Source organism: Streptomyces sp. NPDC048718 (assembly GCF_043198875.1).
Taxonomy (GTDB): domain Bacteria; phylum Actinomycetota; class Actinomycetes; order Streptomycetales; family Streptomycetaceae; genus Streptomyces.
Window position 1 is genome coordinate 66,318 of the sequence record NZ_JBICVG010000020.1, and the last position, 18,751, is coordinate 85,068.

Below are 18,751 nucleotides of genomic sequence, written 5' to 3' on the forward strand. Positions count from 1 at the left end.
CCGGGGCAGGCAAGGCTCGGCGTCGGCGGCTCGGCATCGGCCGCTCGGCGTCGACTGCTTCGTATCGGCTACTTGAGGTAGACCAGGCCGTCGGTGGTCACGGCCGGACGGCCGGAGGTGCCGACCACGACGATCTTCACGGTGTGCTTGGCGCTGGTGCTCCAGGTCTTGGTCCAGATCGCCTCGCGGTACTTGGCGGTGGACGCCTTCAGGTCGACGGTCGCCACCTTGGCGCCGTCGACGTAGACGTACGCCTGGCCGGAGTTGGTGGCGCGGGAGACGACCCAGGCCGCGGACCGGCCCGTGAAGGTCCAGCTCAGGCCGGCCTTGGCGGAGGAGCTGGAGTAGGACTTGCCGCCGAGGTAGCTGGTGGAGGACTTGACCGTCCAGGTGCCGGTCTTGGTGGCGGCGGTCTCCTGGAGGATCACCGGCGTGCCGGCGACGGACGCGGTGGCGGTGTTGCCCGCCTGGTCGTAGGCGGTCATGGACCAGGTGGTCGCCGCACCGGACTTGGCGGTGTGGGCGGCACTGGCGACGGTGGGACCGTAGGTCTTGGCCACCGGGGCGGTGAGCCGGACCTCCTTCAGCGCGGCGCCGTCGGTGGCCTTCCACGCGAGGGTGAGCGGGACCGCGGTGGTGTTCACGGTGCCGGTCCGCAGCGAGAGGGCGGGCTTCGTGGTGAAGGAGGGCGCGCCGGTCTCCGCGATCACGGTCGCGGCCGCCGTGGTGGTGGTCTTGCCGGACTGGTGGACCGCGCGGACGGCGACCTTGTGGGTGCCCAGGGCGAGCGTGGCCTTGGCGGAGGTCGCGGTGCCGGCCGTGGTGGCGGCGACCTTGCCGTCGACGAGCAGTTCGAACCGGGTGATCAGCGCGGCCGGGGTGGTGGCCGCCCAGTTCACGGTGACGGCGGCCTTGGTGTAGTACGTCGAGCCGGAGACGCCGGCCCCGGTGAGCGACTTGATCGCCAGGCCGGAGACGGGACCGGCGGCCAGGGTGCGGACGGTCGCGAGCTGGTTGTAGAAGGCGTCGCCCGGGCACTGGGTGTTGTAGCCGTCCCGGTGGCCGTGGATCACCGGGAAGGACATCTGCGCGCCCTTGGCCCAGGTCTTGCCGAAGTAGTTGATGCCGCTGTCACCGGCGGTGAGGGTGGCGGTGCCGGCCGGGTCCACGCCGTACTGGCCGAGCTTCCACGCGGCGACCCGGGCGACCGAGACCATCGCGGCCTGCGGCGGAGCGGCGTCGGTGTACGTGCCCAGCACGGAGATACCGGCGGTCTCGGCGTTGAAGCCGTAGGCGTGCGCGCCCTGCACCGGGCGGTCGACCCCGCCCTTGCGGCCCTCGTAGACCGTGCCGCACTTGTCGACGAGGAAGTTGTAGCCGATGTCCTTCCAGCCGAGCTGCTTGACGTGGTACGCGTAGATTCCGCGCACGACCTTCGGGGCGTCGGCGCAGGTGTAGTTGTTGGACTCGGCGGTGTGGTGGACGACGATCGCCTTCACCTTGCCGCCGGGCAGGTAGCCGGGCTCCTCGGGGCTGATCGACTCGTCCGCGCCCCAGCCGGCCCGGGAAGTGATCGGCGGGCGCGGCACGGTGGACGGCGGCGCGGGCGGCGTCGTCGTCGATGACGGAGTGGGCGTGGGGGTGGTGCTCGCGGTCGCCGTGGGCGAGACCGAGGCGGACGGCGACACGGACGCGGACGGTGTGCCGCTCGGCGACGCGGGCTCGCTCGGGGTCCCGGTCGGCGACGGCTCCTCGGTCGGCGCGTCGGGAGCGGGGACGGGGACGGGCGGCGCGTCGGGCGTGGTGGCGCCCTGCTCCGGTGCCGCGGGGTCCGGCGCGGCCGACGGCGGATCGGTCTGCTCGATCCGGAACCCGGCGGGCTCCATGGACGTCACGCTGCCCTTGCCCGGGTCGATCATGTCGAGGCGCAGCCCCGCGGGCAGTCCGGCCGCTGCCGAACGACCCGAATCGACCCGTACCTCGACCGCGTCGGACGGGCCGACCCAGGCCGGCTCGGTGCCGCCGCGCGCGGCCCCGCTGTCGCGCTCGCCGCTGTCGCCGTCCAGCCGCAGCCAGGGCGACCACCGTCCGGACTCCACGTTCCGGGTCCGGACCTCGACCGTGCCGCGCACCCGGGCGCCCGGATCGGTCCAGGTCACCCCCACCATGCTGAACGGCTTCGCCTCGTCCCGCTTCAGCGTCGCGCTGCGACGGTCGCCGCTCTCGCGCAGCGCGGCCGTCCGCGTATCGGCCTTCACCGGCCTGGGCTTGGCGTCGGTGACGCCGAGCCCGATTCCGTCGGTGCCGGCCGCTCCGCCGGTGGTGCCCGTCGTCCCCTGGAGGACCAGCACGCCGGATATCCCTGCCGCCACGGCGGCAGCCGCGCACCCCACCATGCGTCGCCGCTTCACGCAGCCCCACCCCTTCGACCTGTTCGTTCATGACCGCACGCGACAGCGAACCGAGGTCCCCACCCACGTCACAGCGCGTGCAGAGGGAAAAATACAGTCCCCTCGCGGCTCTCTTGGAAGGGGTGGGAGAGGGCCGTTGGAGAGGGCCGGGGGAGACAAGCGCGGCGGGTACGGACGGCCCTGGCCCGGGCGCACGAACCGGCAGTGGCCGGGGAGTCCCTGACGGAGCGACAGAACGGCGACCGCGTCGCCCCTGCCCCTTCCCGGATGCCATGCGGGCCGGACAAACAGAAGCGGGGGGGGGGGGGGGGGGGGGGGGGGGGGGGGGGGGCGGGGGGGGGGGGGGGGGGGGGGGGGGGGGCGGGCCCGGGGGGGGCGGGGGGGGCCGGGGGGCGCCGGCCCCCCCCGCCCCCCCCCCGGCGGCCCCCCCCCCCCCCCCCCCCCCCCCCCCCCCCCCCCCCCCCCCCCCCCCCCCCCCCCTTCTCGGGTGCGCTGTCAGGCGCGGGTGCGGATCAGTGCCCGTGGCAGCGGGCGCCCGATCCGGCCGTCATCAGCTGCAGCCGCTGGTCGAGCCGCAGCCCTCGCAGATGTAGCAGGAGCCGGCGCGCTGCATCTTCGTACCGCAGGAGAAGCAGAGCGGGGCATCTGCCTGGATGCCCAGCTGCATCTCCACCAGCTCGGCGCTGGTGTGCGCCTGCTTCGGGGCGGGCGCGACCGGGGCGGCCGGGGCGGCGGCCTTCGGGACGGCGACGATCGCCGGCTCCTGGGCGCGCGGGGCGGACTGGGCCAGGCCCTCGACGTCGAGCTCGTCCTCGGACTGCTCGTACGAACCGGTCTCGAGGTGGCGCTGACGCTCCTCGGCGGAGTGGATGCCGAGGGCGGAGCGGGTCTCGAACGGCAGGAAGTCGAGCGCCAGGCGGCGGAAGATGTAGTCGACGATCGACTGCGCCATCCGCACGTCCGGGTCGTCCGTCATGCCGGCCGGCTCGAAGCGCATGTTGGTGAACTTCGAGACGTACGTCTCCAGCGGCACGCCGTACTGCAGACCGACGGAGACCGCGATGGAGAAGGCGTCCATCATGCCGGCGAGGGTCGAACCCTGCTTGGACATCTTCAGGAAGACCTCGCCGAGACCGTCGTCCGGGTAGGAGTTGGCGGTCATGTAGCCCTCGGCGCCACCGACGGTGAAGGAGGTGGTGATCCCCGGGCGGCCCTTCGGCAGACGCTTGCGGACCGGACGGTACTCGACGACCTTCTCGACCGCCGTGCGGATGGTCTCCTCGGCCTTCGCCGTGACCTCGGCCTTCTCGTCCTCCTTCTTCTTGGCGGAGAGCGGCTGGCCGACCTTGCAGTTGTCGCGGTAGATCGCGAGCGCCTTGACGCCCAGCTTCCACGCCTCGTAGTAGATCTCCTCGACCTCCTCGACGGTCGCCGTCTCCGGCATGTTGACCGTCTTGGAGATGGCGCCGGAGATCCAGGGCTGGATGGCGGCCATCATGCGGACGTGGCCCATCGGGGAGATGGCGCGCTCGCCCATGGCGCAGTCGAAGACCTCGTAGTGCTCGGTCTTCAGGCCGGGGGCGTCGATCACGTTGCCGTGCTCGGCGATGTGGGCGACGATCGCCTCGACCTGCTCCTCGTGGTAACCGAGGCGGCGCAGAGCCTGCGGAACGGTGCCGTTGACGATCTGCATCGAGCCGCCGCCGACGAGCTTCTTGAACTTGACCAGTGCCAGGTCGGGCTCGACGCCGGTGGTGTCGCAGGACATCGCGAGACCGATGGTGCCGGTCGGGGCGAGCACGGAGGCCTGGGAGTTGCGGAAGCCGTTCTTCTCGCCGAGGCGCAGAACGTCCTGCCAGGCCTCGGTGGCGGCGGCCCACACCGCGGTGTCCATCGCGTCCATGCGGACGGCGGTGGCGTTGGCGTCGGCGTGCTGCTTCATGACGCGCTGGTGCGCCTCGGCGTTGCGGGCGTAGCCGTCGTAGGTACCGACGACGGCGGCCAGCTCGGCGGAGCGGCGGTAGGCGGTGCCGGTCATCAGGGAGGTGATGGACCCGGCGAGGACACGGCCGCCGTCGGAGTCGTACGCGTGGCCGGTGGCCATCAGCAGGGCGCCGAGGTTGGCGTAGCCGATGCCGAGCTGGCGGAAGGCGCGGGTGTTCTCGCCGATCTTCTGGGTCGGGAAGTCGGCGAAGCAGATGGAGATGTCCATGGCCGTGATGACCAGCTCGACGACCTTGGCGAAGCGCTCGGCATCGAACTTCTGCTCGCCCTTGCCGTCGTCCTGAAGGAACTTCATCAGGTTCAGCGAGGCGAGGTTGCAGGACGTGTTGTCCAGGTGCATGTACTCGCTGCACGGGTTCGACGCGGTGATCCGGCCGGACTCGGGGCAGGTGTGCCAGTTGTTGATCGTGTCGTCGTACTGGATGCCCGGGTCGGCACAGGCCCACGCGGCCTCGGCGATCTTGCGGAAGAGCGACTTGGCGTCGACCTCCTCGATGACCTCGCCGGTCATACGGGCACGCAGGCCGAACTTGCCACCCTTCTCGACCGCGGTCATGAACTCGTCGTTCACGCGGACCGAGTTGTTGGCGTTCTGGTACTGGACGGACGTGATGTCGTCGCCGCCCAGGTCCATGTCGAAGCCCGCGTCGCGCAGGACGCGGATCTTCTCCTCCTCGCTGACCTTCGTCTGGATGAAGTCCTCGATGTCGGGGTGATCGACGTCGAGCACGACCATCTTGGCGGCGCGGCGGGTGGCGCCACCGGACTTGATGGTGCCGGCGGAGGCGTCGGCGCCGCGCATGAAGGAGACCGGACCGGAGGCGTTGCCGCCGGAGGACAGCAGCTCCTTGGAGGAGCGGATACGGGAGAGGTTCAGGCCGGCGCCGGAGCCGCCCTTGAAGATCATGCCCTCTTCCTTGTACCAGTCGAGGATCGACTCCATGGAGTCGTCGACGGCCAGGATGAAGCAGGCGGAGACCTGCTGGGGCTGCGGGGTACCGACGTTGAACCAGACGGGGCTGTTGAAGCTGAAGATCTGGTGCAGGAGGGCGTAGGCCAGCTCGTGCTCGAAGATCTCGGCGTCGGCGGGAGAGGCGAAGTACGCGTACTCCTCGCCGGCCTTGCGGTACGTCTTGACGATCCGGTCGATGAGCTGCTTGAGACCGGTCTCGCGCTGCGGGGTGCCGACGGCCCCGCGGAAGTACTTGCTGGTGACGATGTTGACCGCGTTCACCGACCAGAAGTCGGGGAACTCGACGCCACGCTGCTCGAAGTTGATCGAGCCGTCGCGCCAGTTGGTCATGACGACGTCACGGGGCTCCCAGCTCACCTCGTCGTACGGATGCACGCCGGGGGTGGTGTGGATGCGCTCGATACGCAGGCCCTTGCTGGCCTTGGTTCCCTTGGCGCGGGAACCACGTGCCGGACCGCTCGCCGTCTCTGTCATGCCGCCTCCCATATACGGGCAAAACACCCTGAAGCGCCCGGAAAATTCCAGGGCTCTGGTTCTGTACTGCTGTCTGTACTGCTAAGCCACGAGCAGCTCACAGCCGCTCGGGGCATGTCTTTCACCGGCCGCTCGGCGGCCGGTCTCCGGACCATGACGGTCCGGTCCCACCACCGGTCAGTCGGTGGCGGGAGCGGGGGTGGGAACCGGGGCCCCAGGGGTCGTTCCGGTCCCGCCGCCGGCGGGCGGCCGCTCGCGGAGTTCCACGACGGCGGCCTCGAAGTCTTCGAGGCTCTCGAACGCCTTGTAGACGGACGCGAACCGCAGGTACGCGACGAGGTCGAGCTCCTGCAGCGGGCCGAGAATGGCCAGACCCACGTCGTGGGTGGTCAGTTCGGCACTGCCGGTGGCGCGCACCGCCTCCTCGACCCGCTGGCCGAGCTTGGCGAGGGCGTCCTCGGTGACGGGACGTCCCTGGCACGCCTTGCGCACGCCCGAGATGACCTTGGTGCGGCTGAAGGGTTCGGTGACCCCGGACCGCTTCACCACCATGAGCGAGCACGTCTCCACCGTCGTGAAACGACGGGAGCAGTCGGGGCACTGGCGGCGGCGTCGGATCGACGTTCCGTCGTCGGTGGTGCGACTGTCGACGACACGGCTGTCGGGGTGCCTGCAGAAGGGGCAGTGCATTGGTTCCGACCCTCCCTCATGGCACGACTGAACAACTTCGCCGGGCCCGTCAAGAGCCCCTCGAAGCGACCACCAGCATAGGCGATGCGACGACCCTCGGCCGACCAAGGACCACTACTGGTGGGTGGCGGATGCAATCCAACCACTAGATCTTGGGTCGGTCCGCGATTTCGGCCCTCTGCGCGTGTCTCCGGCGCGGCCGCCTGTCAAAGGTACGGGAACGGCCCTGCGGCGCGGACGCCGGGGTCGCCGGCGCGGGAGCCGGGACGGCGCGGGAACAGCGCGGGGGAGGCGCCAGGACGACGACGCCGCGAGGCCGCGACGGCACCAGGCAGCCGTGAAAACGGCTTCGGCGCGGCCCGTGAACCGACCCTGAACCGACCCGGAATCACCCCGGAACCGACCCTGAACCGGCCCCTGGACAGCGCCACGCCGTGCGCCACGCCCCACCTTCTCGACCCGCCGCCGAAGGCTACCGTAATGACCGTTTTGAGGTGGCAGCGACGGATCCGCGCATACACCCACCCGCAGGCACGCGTAAGACGAAAGGCGAATTTTCACTCGAACGTGTGTTTGGCGCAACCTTTCGAAAGCTACTACCGTTGTGCCAGCCAGGGAGACCATTCGAGAGGGGCCGCCGACGTGACCACCACCGCTGACAGTGCCACCATCACTGCCCAGGACCGCTCCCAGGGCCGATTCGAACCGGTACACGCGATGAACGACTCAGTCATGAACGGAGAGGGGGAGCCAGGCCGACCCGCCCGCTCGCTCCCCGGACGACCTCCCGGGATCAGGGCCGACAGTTCGGGTCTCACCGATCGCCAGCGCCGGGTGATCGAGGTCATCCGCGACTCGGTGCAGCGTCGCGGCTATCCGCCGTCGATGCGCGAGATCGGCCAGGCCGTGGGCCTCTCCAGCACCTCCTCCGTGGCCCACCAGCTGATGGCCCTGGAGCGCAAGGGCTTCCTCCGCCGCGACCCGCACCGTCCCCGGGCGTACGAGGTCCGCGGCTCCGACCAGCCGAGCACACAGCCGACGGACACCACGGGCAAGCCCGCCGCGTCCTACGTGCCCCTGGTCGGCCGGATCGCGGCCGGCGGGCCCATCCTGGCCGAGGAGTCCGTCGAAGACGTCTTCCCGCTCCCCCGGCAGCTGGTCGGCGACGGCGAGCTGTTCGTCCTCAAGGTCGTCGGCGACTCCATGATCGAGGCCGCCATCTGCGACGGCGACTGGGTCACGGTCCGCCGCCAGCCCGTCGCGGAGAACGGCGACATCGTGGCCGCCATGCTCGACGGCGAGGCCACGGTCAAGCGCTTCAAGCGCGAGGACGGCCATGTCTGGCTGCTGCCGCACAACGCCGCGTACCAGCCGATCCCCGGCGACGAGGCCACCATCCTCGGCAAGGTCGTCGCCGTACTGCGACGGGTGTGACCCCACCTCGTCCGCCCTGGACCAGGGCCCCGGGACCCACTGCGCCGGTTCCGGGGTCCTGTTGCGTGCTCCGGGGCCCACCGGTCCCCGGAGCGCCCTGGAGCCGACCGCCGATGCCCGTCAGGCCCCGCACCGGAGAACCGGTGCGGGGCCTGACGGGCATCGCGCGTCTCTACGCGTCCGCCCCCGCCTCGGCGGCCCGTGTGGCCGCCGCGTCGATGGCGGCCAGCGACTTCCGCACCTGATTGCGGTCCGTCGTGTACCAGAAGTCCGGCATCGAGGCCTTCAGGAAGCTGCCGTAGCGCTTGGTCGCGAGCCGCTGATCGAGGATGGCGACCACACCTCGGTCCCCCGTCGCCCGGACCAGCCGGCCGGCGCCCTGCGCCATCAGAAGCGCCGCGTGCGTGGCGGCCACCGCCATGAAGCCGTTGCCCCCGGCGTCCTCGACCGCCTTCTGCCGGGCGCTCATCAGCGGATCGTCCGGACGCGGGAAGGGGATCTTGTCCATGACGACCAGCTGGCAGCTCGCACCGGGCACGTCCACGCCCTGCCAGAGCGAGAGCGTGCCGAAGAGACAGGTCTTCGGGTCGGCCGCGAACGTCTTGATCAGCTCGCCCAAGGTGTCCTCGCCCTGGAGCAGGATCGGCAGCTCCGGAATCCGGGTGCGCAGCTCCTCGGCGGCCTGCTGGGCGGCCCGCATCGAGGAGAACAGGCCGAGGGTCCGGCCGCCGGCCGCCTGCATCAGCTCGGTCAGCTCATCGAGCATGTCGCCCCGGTCGTCGCCGCGGGTGGGCGGGTTCAGGTGCTTGGCGACGTAGAGGATGCCCTGCCGGGGGTAGTCGAACGGCGAGCCGACATCGAGGCCCTTCCACACGGGCAGGTCGTCGCCCCGCGTGCCCTCCGGGGCGAGGCCGAGCGAGGCCCCCACGCCGTTGAAGTCGCCGCCCAGCTTGAGGGTGGCCGAGGTCAGGACCACCGAGCGGTCCGCGAACAGCTTGTCCCGCAGCAGCCCCGAGACGTTCAGCGGCGCGACCCGCAGCGAGGCGCCGAAGCGGTCGTGGCGCTCGTACCAGACCACGTCGTACTCCGAGCCCTGGGTGATCCGCTCGGCCACCCCGTGCACGGTCTCCACGGAGGCCATGGCCTGCTTGCGCACCGCGTCCTCGTCCGTGACCGAGCGGTCACGGGTGGCGCCGAGGGCGGTGATCACGGCCCGCGCGGCGTCGCGCAGTGCCATGAGCGCGAAGCCGAGGTCCTCGGGGATCTCCTCCAGGCGGCCCGGCAGGGCCAGCTCCATCAGCTTCTCGAAGCCCTCGGCGGCAGTCTGGAGCTGGTCGGCGGTCTTCTCGTCGACCAGCTTCGCGGCGCGCCGCACGGCCCGGTTGACCTGCCCCGGGGTCAGCTCGCCGGTGGCGACGCCGGTCACCCGGGAGACCAGTTCGTGGGCCTCGTCGACGATCAGCACCTCGTGCTGCGGCAGCACCGGGGCGCCCTCGATCGCGTCGATCGCGAGCAGCGCGTGGTTGGTGACGACGACCTCGGCGAGCTTGGCCCGCTCCCGGGCCGCCTCCGCGAAGCACTCCGGGCCGTACGCGCACTTGCTCGCGCCCAGGCACTCGCGCGAGGCGACCGACACCTGGGCCCAGGCCCGGTCGGAGACGCCGGGGGTGAGATCGTCCCGGTCCCCGGTCTCGGTCTCGTCGGACCAGTCGCGCAGCCGCAGCAGGTCCTGGCCGAGCTTGCTGGTGGGGGCGGCCGCCTCGAACGGGTCGAAGAGGCCGTCCTCCTCGTCCTGCGGCACGCCCTCGTGGAGCCGGTGCAGGCAGAGATAGTTCGACCGGCCCTTGAGCATGGCGAACTCGGGGCGGCGGCGCAGCTGCGGGTGCAGCGCCTCGACCGTGCGCGGCAGGTCGCGCTCGACGAGCTGGCGCTGGAGCGCCAGCGTCGCCGTGGCGACCACCACCCGGTCCCCGTGCGCCAGCGCCGGAACGAGATAGCCGAGGGACTTGCCGGTACCGGTGCCGGCCTGGACGAGCAGGTGCGAACCGTCGTCGATGGCCTCGGCCACGGACTCGGCCATGGTGACCTGGCCGGGGCGCTCCACACCGCCGACGGCGGACACGGCGGCATGGAGGAGATCGGGGAGGGATGGCTTCGTCATAGCCCTTCCAGCCTACGGTGCGGCACCGACAGCCGGGCCCCCCTTCCCCAGGTCACGCGAGCGGATTCGGCACGGTCCCGTGGACGGCCGCGTGAGGCCGCTCGGGGCGGTCGCGGTAGCCGTCGAGATGGAGCCGGTTGCGGTTGAGACAGAGCCGGTCGATCCGCGGGGTGAGCAGATCGAACAGCTCGAACCGTTCCTTCAGCTCCGGGAAGCGGCCCTGGTGGCGCAGGATCTCGGCGCGCAGCAGGTCCCAGAAATCGCGCTCGGGGACGTGGAGTTGTTCCTCGAACAGCGGGGCCAGATAGCGGAACACGCCGACGAACAGACCCGAATGGATGAACTGGGTGAGGAAGTCCGGCTCTTCGGTGAGCAGCACGGCGCGGACGTCGTCCGGCATCGTGTCGTGTTCGGGCAGTGGCACGGCGCTGACGTTCACGTCGTCCACGAAGTCCTTGATCGCCAGCCGGACCGGCACGTCCTGCTCGTCGTAGACGACGATGGCGTTCTCGCCGTGCGGGGAGAAGACCGCGCCGTACCGGTAGAGACAGTGCAGCAGCGGTGGCAGCAGAGCGGCGAAGAGCCGCCGGAGCCAGGCCCGGGGCGCGAGGCCCGAGCGCGCGACGAGTTCGGCGACGAAGGCCCGGCCCGCCGGATCGGTGTGCAGCAGCGCGGCGAGGGTGCGGGCGCGTTCGCCCGGCGGCAGCCGCAGCGGTTCGCGCCAGATCGCGCCGAGGAGTTCCTTGTACTGGTACGGGACTTCGGGCAGCCGGTCGTACAGCGGATGCCGGACGGTGACGGACGCGACCTCGCCGAGGAGGATCAGCCGGCACTCGTCGCGCAGGAACGGGTCGGTTTCGCACAGGCTCTGGACCCAGGCGGTGAGGGCGGGCGCGGCGAGGGTCCGCTCGGTCGGAAGGCCGCGCCAGACCAGCGTGTTGAGGACGGAGAGCGGCAGCTTGACGGTGAACCGGTCGGGGCGGCTGAGGTTGAGGAAGGTACGGACGGACTGCTGCGGCAGCCGCACGTCGCCGTCGGTGGGGAGCGGGACGATGGCGCCGGAGGCGATCGCGGGCGCGTACAGCGGCAGCAGGGTCTCGTCCCACTGCCAGGGGTGGACCGGCAGCAGGAGGTAGGCGTCCGGGTCGAGGCCGCGGGCGCGCAGTGCGGCGCGGTAGCGCTCGCGGACCTCGCGGCCGAGTTCGCGGGCGTAGAGCCGGCCGGGGGTGGCGAGGGCGGGCACGCCCCGGTAGGCGGCGAGACGGGTGCTGACGGCGATCCACGGCAGCGGTGTGGGGCGGCGGGCCTCGGGGGCCCAGCGGGCGGCGTCGGTGCCGGCGAAGCCGACGCGGCCCTTGTTGAGGACGATCCAGGGGTGGCCCGTCTGATGGCCTTCGAGCTCGGCGTACCCGAGCTCGGCGAGGCGGGCGGCGGGCAGGGCGGTGTGGTCGAGCCGGGCGTCGGCGGCGAGGGTGGTGGTGAGCTCGCGGATGAGATGGCCGAGGGTGGCGCCGTCGAGGCCGAGGAGCCGGCGGGCCCGGACGAGGAAGTCGAGGGGGTCGGTGGCGGGCCGCCCGTCGAGGGTGAGCGAGTCGGGGTCGACGCGCCAGCCTCGGTACGCGCCGCGGCGGGCGGTGAAGGCGAGGGTGGCGCCGTCGTCGAGCGTGAGGGTGTACGGGGCGGGGGCGGCGCCGCTCGGCGCGCCGCCGGGTTCCGTGCCGCCGGAACCTGCACCGCCGGGGGCCGCGGGGACGGGGGCCGCGGGGCCGGTGTCCGGGGCGGGTCTCGGGACGACGATCTCCTCGTAGGCGAACTCCGCGAGGGCCTTCGCGAACAGTCGGGAGGCCACGCGGTTCCACCGCTCGGGGGTCAGCTCGGGGGGACAGAACAGGCCCGGTGGGGTGGGCGGGGTAGGCGGGGTAGGCGGTGCGGAGTCGTGGGGTGCAGGGGACGTCGACACGAGGACTCCTCAGGGTGGGGCCGCCGTGGGTGGGCGGTCGGATGAGCGGTCGGTGACGGGTGGGACGGTGAGCGGGGCGCGGCCGGGGTGGGACGAACCGGTGGCTGAAGCCGGAACGGCCCCGGCCGGGGGCCGGGGCGAGTCGGGGCGGGCCGGATCGGACCGCATGCTGATCGGGTCGGGTCGGGTCGGGTCGGGTCGGAGGGGAGTCTGGGCGGAAACGGCGTCGGGGGCGGGCCGGAGGCGGCAGCGCTCGGAGAAGGTGTCGGTCAGAGCAGGTGGCTCAGGGCGCGCTCGCGGATCATCAGCGCGGCCCTCTTGTCGGGCAGGTCGACCTCCGCGTCGAACCGGAATCCGGCGCCGAGGAACGCGGCGACGGACGGTGTGTTGCGCAGGTCGGGTTCGGCGAGGACCCGGGTGCAGCGGGGCCGGTGGTCGAGCACCAGGTCGGCGACGGCCCGCAGCAGCGTGGTGCCGAGGCCCCGGCCCCGGTCGGCGCCCCCTCCGATGAGCAGGTGGACGCCGGTGTCGTGGGGCCACGCGGGGTAGTGGCGGGCGAGCGGGTCGAGATCGGCGCGGTAGATCTCGAAGTAGCTCATCGGGGTGCCGCCGAGGACGCCGAGGCAGGGCACGCTGCGTCCGTCGCCGTCGAGCTGGGCGCGCAGATGGGCGGCGGTGACGCTCGGCGGCCCGGCGAGTTCCCAGAAGGCGGCCACGGCGGGCTCGTTCATCCAGCGGGTGAGGAGTGACAGGTCGTGGTCGAGGCGTACGGGCACGAGCCGGAAGCGGCCGGCCGGGGTGGTGGCCGGCGCCCAGCCCGCGATGCCGTCGAGCGGGTCGCCGGGCGGGGCGCCCGGCGCGGCATCGGAGGCAGCCCCGGGCGGTTCGCCGGACCCGGTCCGTCGCTGCCCGGGGGGGTACGGCTCCGCGGCGGGGTCGGTGCGCGGGCCGGCGCCGGGTGGGGTCGCGGTGCCGGGGTGCGCTGCGCGGGGAGGCACGGGGCCCTCCTCTCGGGGGTCGGTGGATCGGGTACGAGGGCGGGTACGCGGCCCGGCGGGCCGGCTGGGCGGGGCCTGACCGCGTACCTCCGGGTGCACGGCCGGTACGCGGCCCGGCGGGCCGGCTGGGCGGGGCCTGACCGCGTACCTCCGGGTGTACGGCCGGGCCCCTGGGTCGTCCGGCGAAGGCGACGTACGGCAGGCCGACACCGGACAAGCCGGACAGGCGGACAAGCCCCGGCTCCGGGACCGGTTCCGACGCCGGCCCCGGGGCCCGACCGGTTCAGCCGCGCAGCGGGTTGGCGATCGTGACGTAGACGGACTGGGTGTCGACAGGGCCGACCAGCTCGTCGAGGCCGTGCAGCCGGGTGAGCAGATTGGCCTTGCAGCGCAGCGCCCGCGCTTCGAGAAGCCGGTGCGGCAGCGGGGAGCCGAGGCCGGTGGCCCCGGCGAGAAAGCGGCGCAGGGCGGCGAGGAGCACGCGCTCGTCGGCGAGGCCCTGGGAGCCGAACGCGCCGATCAGCCCCAGGACGTTGTTGATGCCGACGTAGTAGGCGAACCGTTCGTCGGTGACCTCGTCGGAGACGAAGGTGTCGCTGACGGCGCCGATGCCGGGCAGCCGGCGGGTCAGCTCCTCGCGGTGGGACTCCCGGAAGTAGTAGCCCTGGTTGTCGCGGTAGCGGCCGCCGGTCGGCCAGCCCTCCGGATCGAGGAGGACCAGGGTGTTCTGCTGGTGGGCCTCCAGCGCGATGCCGGCCCGCCCGTCGAGCCAGAGCAGTGGGCGGATGACGAGGTCGAGGTAGCGCAGGAACCACTCGGCGGCGACGGCCGGGACGCCGCGGCCGGTCCGGGCGGCGAGCCCGTGCACCACGTTCTCCAGCCGCGACCGCATCCGCGGGTCGCCGGGCCAGGGCCTCGGGGCGGTGAGGGCGGCGACGCAGACGGCGTCGTCGCCGAGGGCGAAGGGGTTGTGCCGGATCATGACGTCGAGCCCGGGGACCGGTTCGCCGTCGGGGGTGTCGACCGCGAGCCAGGCCGGGTCGCGGACGATGTCGAAGCGGGGATGGGCGGCCTGCCACTCGTCGGCGAGGCCGGTACGCAGCAGCCGGTGCACCTCGACGCCGCGGTGGAGTTCCTTGCGCAGGTTCTCGCGGCGGGAGTTGGTGATCCGCACGCCGAGGGAGAGCTTGAGCATGGCGGGGGCGCCGGGGCGGTGCACGGTGCGGACCGAGGAGGTGGGGTGCCAGTGCTCCCCGTACGGGCCGAGGTCGTGGAGCAGTCCGGCGTCGAGCAGGGCGGCCACGGCGGGGCGCTGCCTCAGCTCGCGGGCCTGCCAGGGGTGCAGGGGCAGGGCGGCGGTACCGGCGGGCAGAGCGAGTCCCTCGGCGAGGCCGGCGGTGAGCCGGGGCGCCGGTACGGGCCGGCCCTGCTCCGTCCAGGCGGAGTCGGCGGCGAGGACGCGGGGGTCGACGGCCATCCAGTGCAGCGGGAAGGAGCCGTGTGTCTCGGGCGAGTAGCGGCGGGCCTCGGAGTCGGACAGGCCCTCGCGGCTCTTCGGGGTGGGGTGCAGCGGGTGGCCGAGCAGCAGGGACTGTTCGGCGGTGAGGAAGAGGTCGGCCTCGGGGCGGGGGCCCGGGTCGCGGCGGCGGGTGGTGAGGAATTCGGCTGTGCGGCGGGCGGAGTCGGCGACCCGGCCGACGAGTTCGGTGCCCTCGGGGCGGCCGGTCTCCCGGCTGAGCAGGGCGGCGAGGGTGACGGCGTCGACGGCCGGCGCGCCGGCCGGGAGTCCGTCGAGGACGGGGGTGCCGAAGCGGTGCCAGCCGGTGGGCGACCAGTGGTGGACCGGGACGAGCAGGGTGGCGCCGCTGGCGGTGAGAGGGACGCGCAGGGTGGTGCCGTCGGGTGCGGGCAGGCCGTTCTCCCGTACCCAGCAGCGCAGCAGGTTCTCGGTGGCGGCACTGTCGGCGGCCCGCGCGGGGTCCGGGTCGTCCAGCGGGTCGGCACCCGGGCCGTACGCCATGAGTGCCTCGGGGGTGAGCGTGGTGGTGGTCCGCTCGTACGGGGCCAGGTGGCCGGCCTGGAACTGGCGTGGCACCGTCGGATCGGCGGTCGCCGTCCCGCCGCGGCCGTCGGCCGTCTCGAACGGTGTGGGGGTGACGGCGCCTGTGGGGGTCGGGTTCACGGGGTCTTCCTTGAGAGGGGAAAGGGCCGGGTGGGGGAACGTCGGTCCTGGGGTGCGGCAGGGGGTGTCAGCGGGGTGACCGCGCGGCGGCGGGCCGGTTCCGGTGGGCCTGTTCGGCCGCTGCCAGCGCGTCGGCGAAGCGGTCGAGGACGGCGGCGGCCTGCTCGTCGGTGAGGGTGAGCGGAGGCAGCAGCCGGACGACGGCGTTGTGCCGGCCGCCGAGTTCGACGATGAGGCCCCGGTCGAGGCAGGTACGCCGTACGGCGTCGGCGAGGCCGGGGTCGGGCGGCGGCACGAGGTCGCCGGGGCCCATGCCCTCGGGGTCGACGAGTTCGATTCCGATCATCAGACCGCGGCCTCGGACGTCACCGACGCAAGGGTGAGCGGCGGCGAGCCCCTGGAGCTGAGCGAGCATCCGGGCGCCGAGGAGACCGGCCCGCTCGGCGAGCCCGTTGTGACGTACGTACGCGAGGGTGGCCGCACCCGCGGCCATGGCGAGCTGGTTGCCGCGGAAGGTGCCGGCGTGGGCGCCGGGCTCCCAGGCGTCGAGCGCGGAGCGGTAGACGACGACGGCGAGCGGCAGGGAGCCGCCGATGGCCTTGGACAGGACCATCACATCGGGCACGATCCCGCTGTGCTCGACGCCCCAGAAGGCGCCGGTGCGGCCGACGCCGGTCTGGACCTCGTCGGCGATCAGCGGGATCAAGCGGGCTTCGGTGAGCGCGCGCATCCGCCGCAGCCAGCCGTCGGGGGCGGGGATGACGCCGCCCTCGCCCTGGACCGGTTCCAGGATCATCCCGGCGGGGTCGGGGACACCGCTCTTGGGGTCGTCGAGGAGGTTCTCGGTCCAGCGGGCGGCGATCTCGGCGCCGCGCTCGCCCCCGATGCCGAAGGGGCAGCGGTAGTCGTGCGGATAGGGCAGCCGGGCGGTGGCGCGGACGCCGGTGGCGCCGCCGGAGACGTCGAGGGCGCCCGCGGTCATCCCGTGGTACGCGCCGGTGAAGGACAGCACGTCGTGCCGGCCGGTCGCGGTACGGACGAGCTTGAGGGCGGCTTCGACGGCGTCGGTGCCGGCCGGGCCGCAGAACTGGATCCGGGCGTCGGCGGCGAGTTCGCCGGGGAGCGTGGCGAACAGCTCCGTCGTGAAGGCGTCCTTGACCGGGGTCGCGAGGTCCAGGACGTGCAGGGGCGCGCCCGAGTCGAGAACCTTGCGGATGGCTTCGAGGACGACGGGGTGGTTGTGGCCGAGCGCCAGGGTGCCCGCGCCCGACAGGCAGTCGAGGTAGCGGCGGCCGTCGGCGCCCTCGATGGTCAGGCCCCGGGCCCGGACGGGGACGATCGGCAGCGAACGGGCGTAGGTGCGGGCGGCGGACTCACGCTGGGTCTGGCGGCGCAGGATCCCCTCATGGGCACCCGGGCCGGTGGCGCCGCCGGTCACACCAGTCGTACCGGTCGTACCGGCCGCGCCGCCGGTCATGCCGCCGGTCGCGCCGGAATCCGGGTGCCCGTCCCCCCTCCTCGTGTCGGTGCGGTCCCCGGGGCGGTCTTCGCCCCGGGTCTCGCGGCACTCCTCGCGGGTCCGCGCGACCGGCGGTACGGCCGGAGCTGGTTCGGTGACGGCCACGGCTCGGTGTCCTCCAGCGGTGACGGATACGGACGCCTCCGGACGGCCGCGCGGCGGGCTGGCGGCACCGGCCGTACCGCCTCCGTGTCCTCGAAGGCGGCGCGCCCGGCGCCCTTCCCCCGGCGTGCCCATCGGCTCACTCGGTGTACGGGGCAGGCCTGATGACGGCCCGAAGGCCGCCGTCGTGTCCCCCGTCCGTACCAACGACGAGGAGTGCCCCGAATCACGGTCGGCGGCGGAGTTCCTCCACGGGTTCCTCCGGCAGTGCCTCCGCGGGTTCCCCGGACGGCCCCTCCGCTCGCCCTGATCACAACCCCGCAACAGCCTGTACGGAGCGGAACCACGGCCCTGGCTCGTGCCGTCCCCACCCGCACCGGCATAGTGGGGACTTCGCGCGGTGCGACTTTCGCGCCGCCGCTCTTCACACCGCACTAGTTGACGTAGTTCCCAGGGGGATCACGAGATGCGATCGATTCGTCCGCTGCTGCTCGCGGCATCCGCCGTCGCGGCGCTGACGCTGACGGCGACGGCCTGCGGCCCGACCGAGGACAACGCGGGGGGTGACAAGCCCAGCGCCGCCGTGGATCCGACCGCGAACGGCAAGATCACGATTCCGGACGACCTGAAGCAGCGGCTGAAGGAACACGGGATCGACATGGACAAGTGGCGCGGGGGCGAATGGAAGAACTGGGACCGGGACAAGTGGCTGCGTGAGGCCAAGGACTACGTCAACCCGATCATCGAGGGCCTGTGGGACCCGGACCGGATGCGCGACGCCGAGCGCCCGGACAAGCCGGTCGACCCCGAGGACATCTCCGGTGACAAGGGCGTGACGGACCCGACCCCGGCCGTGGTGCCGGCGAAGGCCGTGCCCGCGCCGTACCACGGCTCGGCGCCCGCCTCCGGAAAGGTCTTCTTCGACGGCCCCGAGGGCTCGATGGTCTGCTCGGCGACCGTGGTGAAGGACCCGGCGCACCCGGGCAAGTCGAACATGGTCTGGACGGCCGGCCACTGCGTGCACGCGGGCAAGAAGGGCGGCTGGTACCGCAACATCGCCTTCGTCCCGTCGTACAACGACGCGGGCAAGCCGACCTCGGCGCTGGAGCAGGCGACCCGCGAGGAGATCGCTCCGTACGGCGTGTGGTGGAGCGACTGGGCGCAGACCTCCGACCAGTGGATCGCCGGGGGCGGCCAGACCGGCGGCCAGGGCGCTCCGTACGACTTCGCGGTGCTGCATGTGACGCCGGAGAAGGGCTCCACGGGCAAGTCCCTGGAGGAGACGGTCGGCGCCGCGCTTCCCGTGGAGTTCAACGCCCCGGCCGTGCCGAAGATCGCGAGCATGACGGCGACCGGCTACCCGGCGGGCAAGCCCTTCGACGGGCAGAAGATGTTCCAGTGCGCGGACAAGCCGGGCCGGCTGTCCGTCGAGATGGACCAGCCGACGATGTACCGGATCGGCTGCTCGATGACCGGTGGTTCGTCCGGTGGCGGCTGGGTCGCCACGGGCCAGGACGGCAAGCCGGCGCTGGTGTCGAACACCTCCATCGGTCCGGTGACGGCGGGCTGGCTGGCCGGTCCCCGGCTCGGCCCGGAGGCCAAGACGCTGTACGACAAGATGAGCGCGAAGTACGCCAACCGCTGACCCGGTCGGCCTGACGGCCCGGTGGGGACTCTCCGGAGTCCCGGCCGGGCCGTTGCACGTGTACGGGGCGCGTCTCCAGGCCGGGGGTTCCGCCGGCTTCCGGCCCGGTCCGACCCGGTCCGTCCACCAGCACGCCGAAGGCGCCGGCCGTCCCCCTGAGCGGGGGCGACCGGCGCCTTCGGCGGAACCGGGCCGGCG

Annotated in this window: 10 protein-coding genes; 2 read left to right on the forward strand and 8 right to left on the reverse strand. The window is 72.8% G+C overall.

The window, feature by feature from the left end:
- Positions 1-68: 68 nt before the first annotated feature.
- The 3 genes from ACGFRB_RS29855 to nrdR form a co-directional block, all read right to left on the reverse strand.
- Positions 69-2,396: a peptidoglycan recognition protein gene (locus ACGFRB_RS29855; protein WP_393247537.1), complete on the reverse strand. Its 2,328-nt coding sequence runs from the start codon at positions 2,394-2,396 to the stop codon at positions 69-71.
- Between the two features lie 565 nt (positions 2,397-2,961).
- Complete coding sequence (locus ACGFRB_RS29860; protein WP_393247477.1) at positions 2,962-5,862, reverse strand: vitamin B12-dependent ribonucleotide reductase; 2,901 nt, start codon at positions 5,860-5,862, stop codon at positions 2,962-2,964.
- Positions 5,863-6,039: 177 nt separating this feature from the next.
- The gene (gene nrdR / locus ACGFRB_RS29865; protein WP_363009667.1) at positions 6,040-6,552 is read right to left on the reverse strand and encodes a transcriptional regulator NrdR; all 513 of its coding nucleotides are present in this window, start codon (positions 6,550-6,552) and stop codon (positions 6,040-6,042) included.
- Between the two features lie 642 nt (positions 6,553-7,194).
- Here nrdR and lexA point away from each other — a divergent pair.
- Positions 7,195-7,986, forward strand: a complete 792-nt coding sequence (lexA, locus tag ACGFRB_RS29870) for a transcriptional repressor LexA (RefSeq protein ID WP_393247479.1) — start codon at positions 7,195-7,197, stop codon at positions 7,984-7,986.
- Positions 7,987-8,158: 172 nt separating this feature from the next.
- On the opposite strand, the gene ACGFRB_RS29875 is transcribed toward lexA, so the two are convergent.
- From ACGFRB_RS29875 to ACGFRB_RS29895, 5 genes are all read right to left on the reverse strand, one after another.
- Positions 8,159-10,147 carry an ATP-dependent DNA helicase gene (locus tag ACGFRB_RS29875; RefSeq protein WP_393247481.1) on the reverse strand — a complete coding sequence of 663 codons (1,989 nt, stop codon included), beginning with the start codon at positions 10,145-10,147 and terminating at the stop codon, positions 8,159-8,161.
- A 52-nt stretch (positions 10,148-10,199) separates the two neighbouring features.
- Entirely contained in the window at positions 10,200-12,107 is a 1,908-nt protein-coding gene (locus ACGFRB_RS29880; RefSeq protein WP_393247483.1) for an IucA/IucC family protein, read from the reverse strand.
- 269 nt (positions 12,108-12,376) lie between these two features.
- Positions 12,377-13,105 (reverse strand): GNAT family N-acetyltransferase, encoded by a 729-nt coding sequence (locus ACGFRB_RS29885; protein WP_393247485.1) that lies wholly within the window; start codon positions 13,103-13,105, stop codon positions 12,377-12,379.
- A gap of 283 nt (positions 13,106-13,388) precedes the next feature.
- Complete coding sequence (locus ACGFRB_RS29890) at positions 13,389-15,287, reverse strand: IucA/IucC family protein (RefSeq protein ID WP_393247487.1); 1,899 nt, start codon at positions 15,285-15,287, stop codon at positions 13,389-13,391.
- 67 nt (positions 15,288-15,354) lie between these two features.
- On the reverse strand, positions 15,355-16,764 hold the full coding sequence (locus ACGFRB_RS29895) for a diaminobutyrate--2-oxoglutarate transaminase family protein (RefSeq protein WP_393247539.1): 1,410 nt from the start codon (positions 16,762-16,764) through the stop codon (positions 15,355-15,357).
- A 610-nt stretch (positions 16,765-17,374) separates the two neighbouring features.
- Between ACGFRB_RS29895 and ACGFRB_RS29900 the strand changes: the two genes are divergently transcribed.
- Positions 17,375-18,553, forward strand: coding sequence for a hypothetical protein (locus tag ACGFRB_RS29900; protein WP_363009675.1), 1,179 nt, complete (start codon positions 17,375-17,377; stop codon positions 18,551-18,553).
- Positions 18,554-18,751 lie beyond the last annotated feature (198 nt).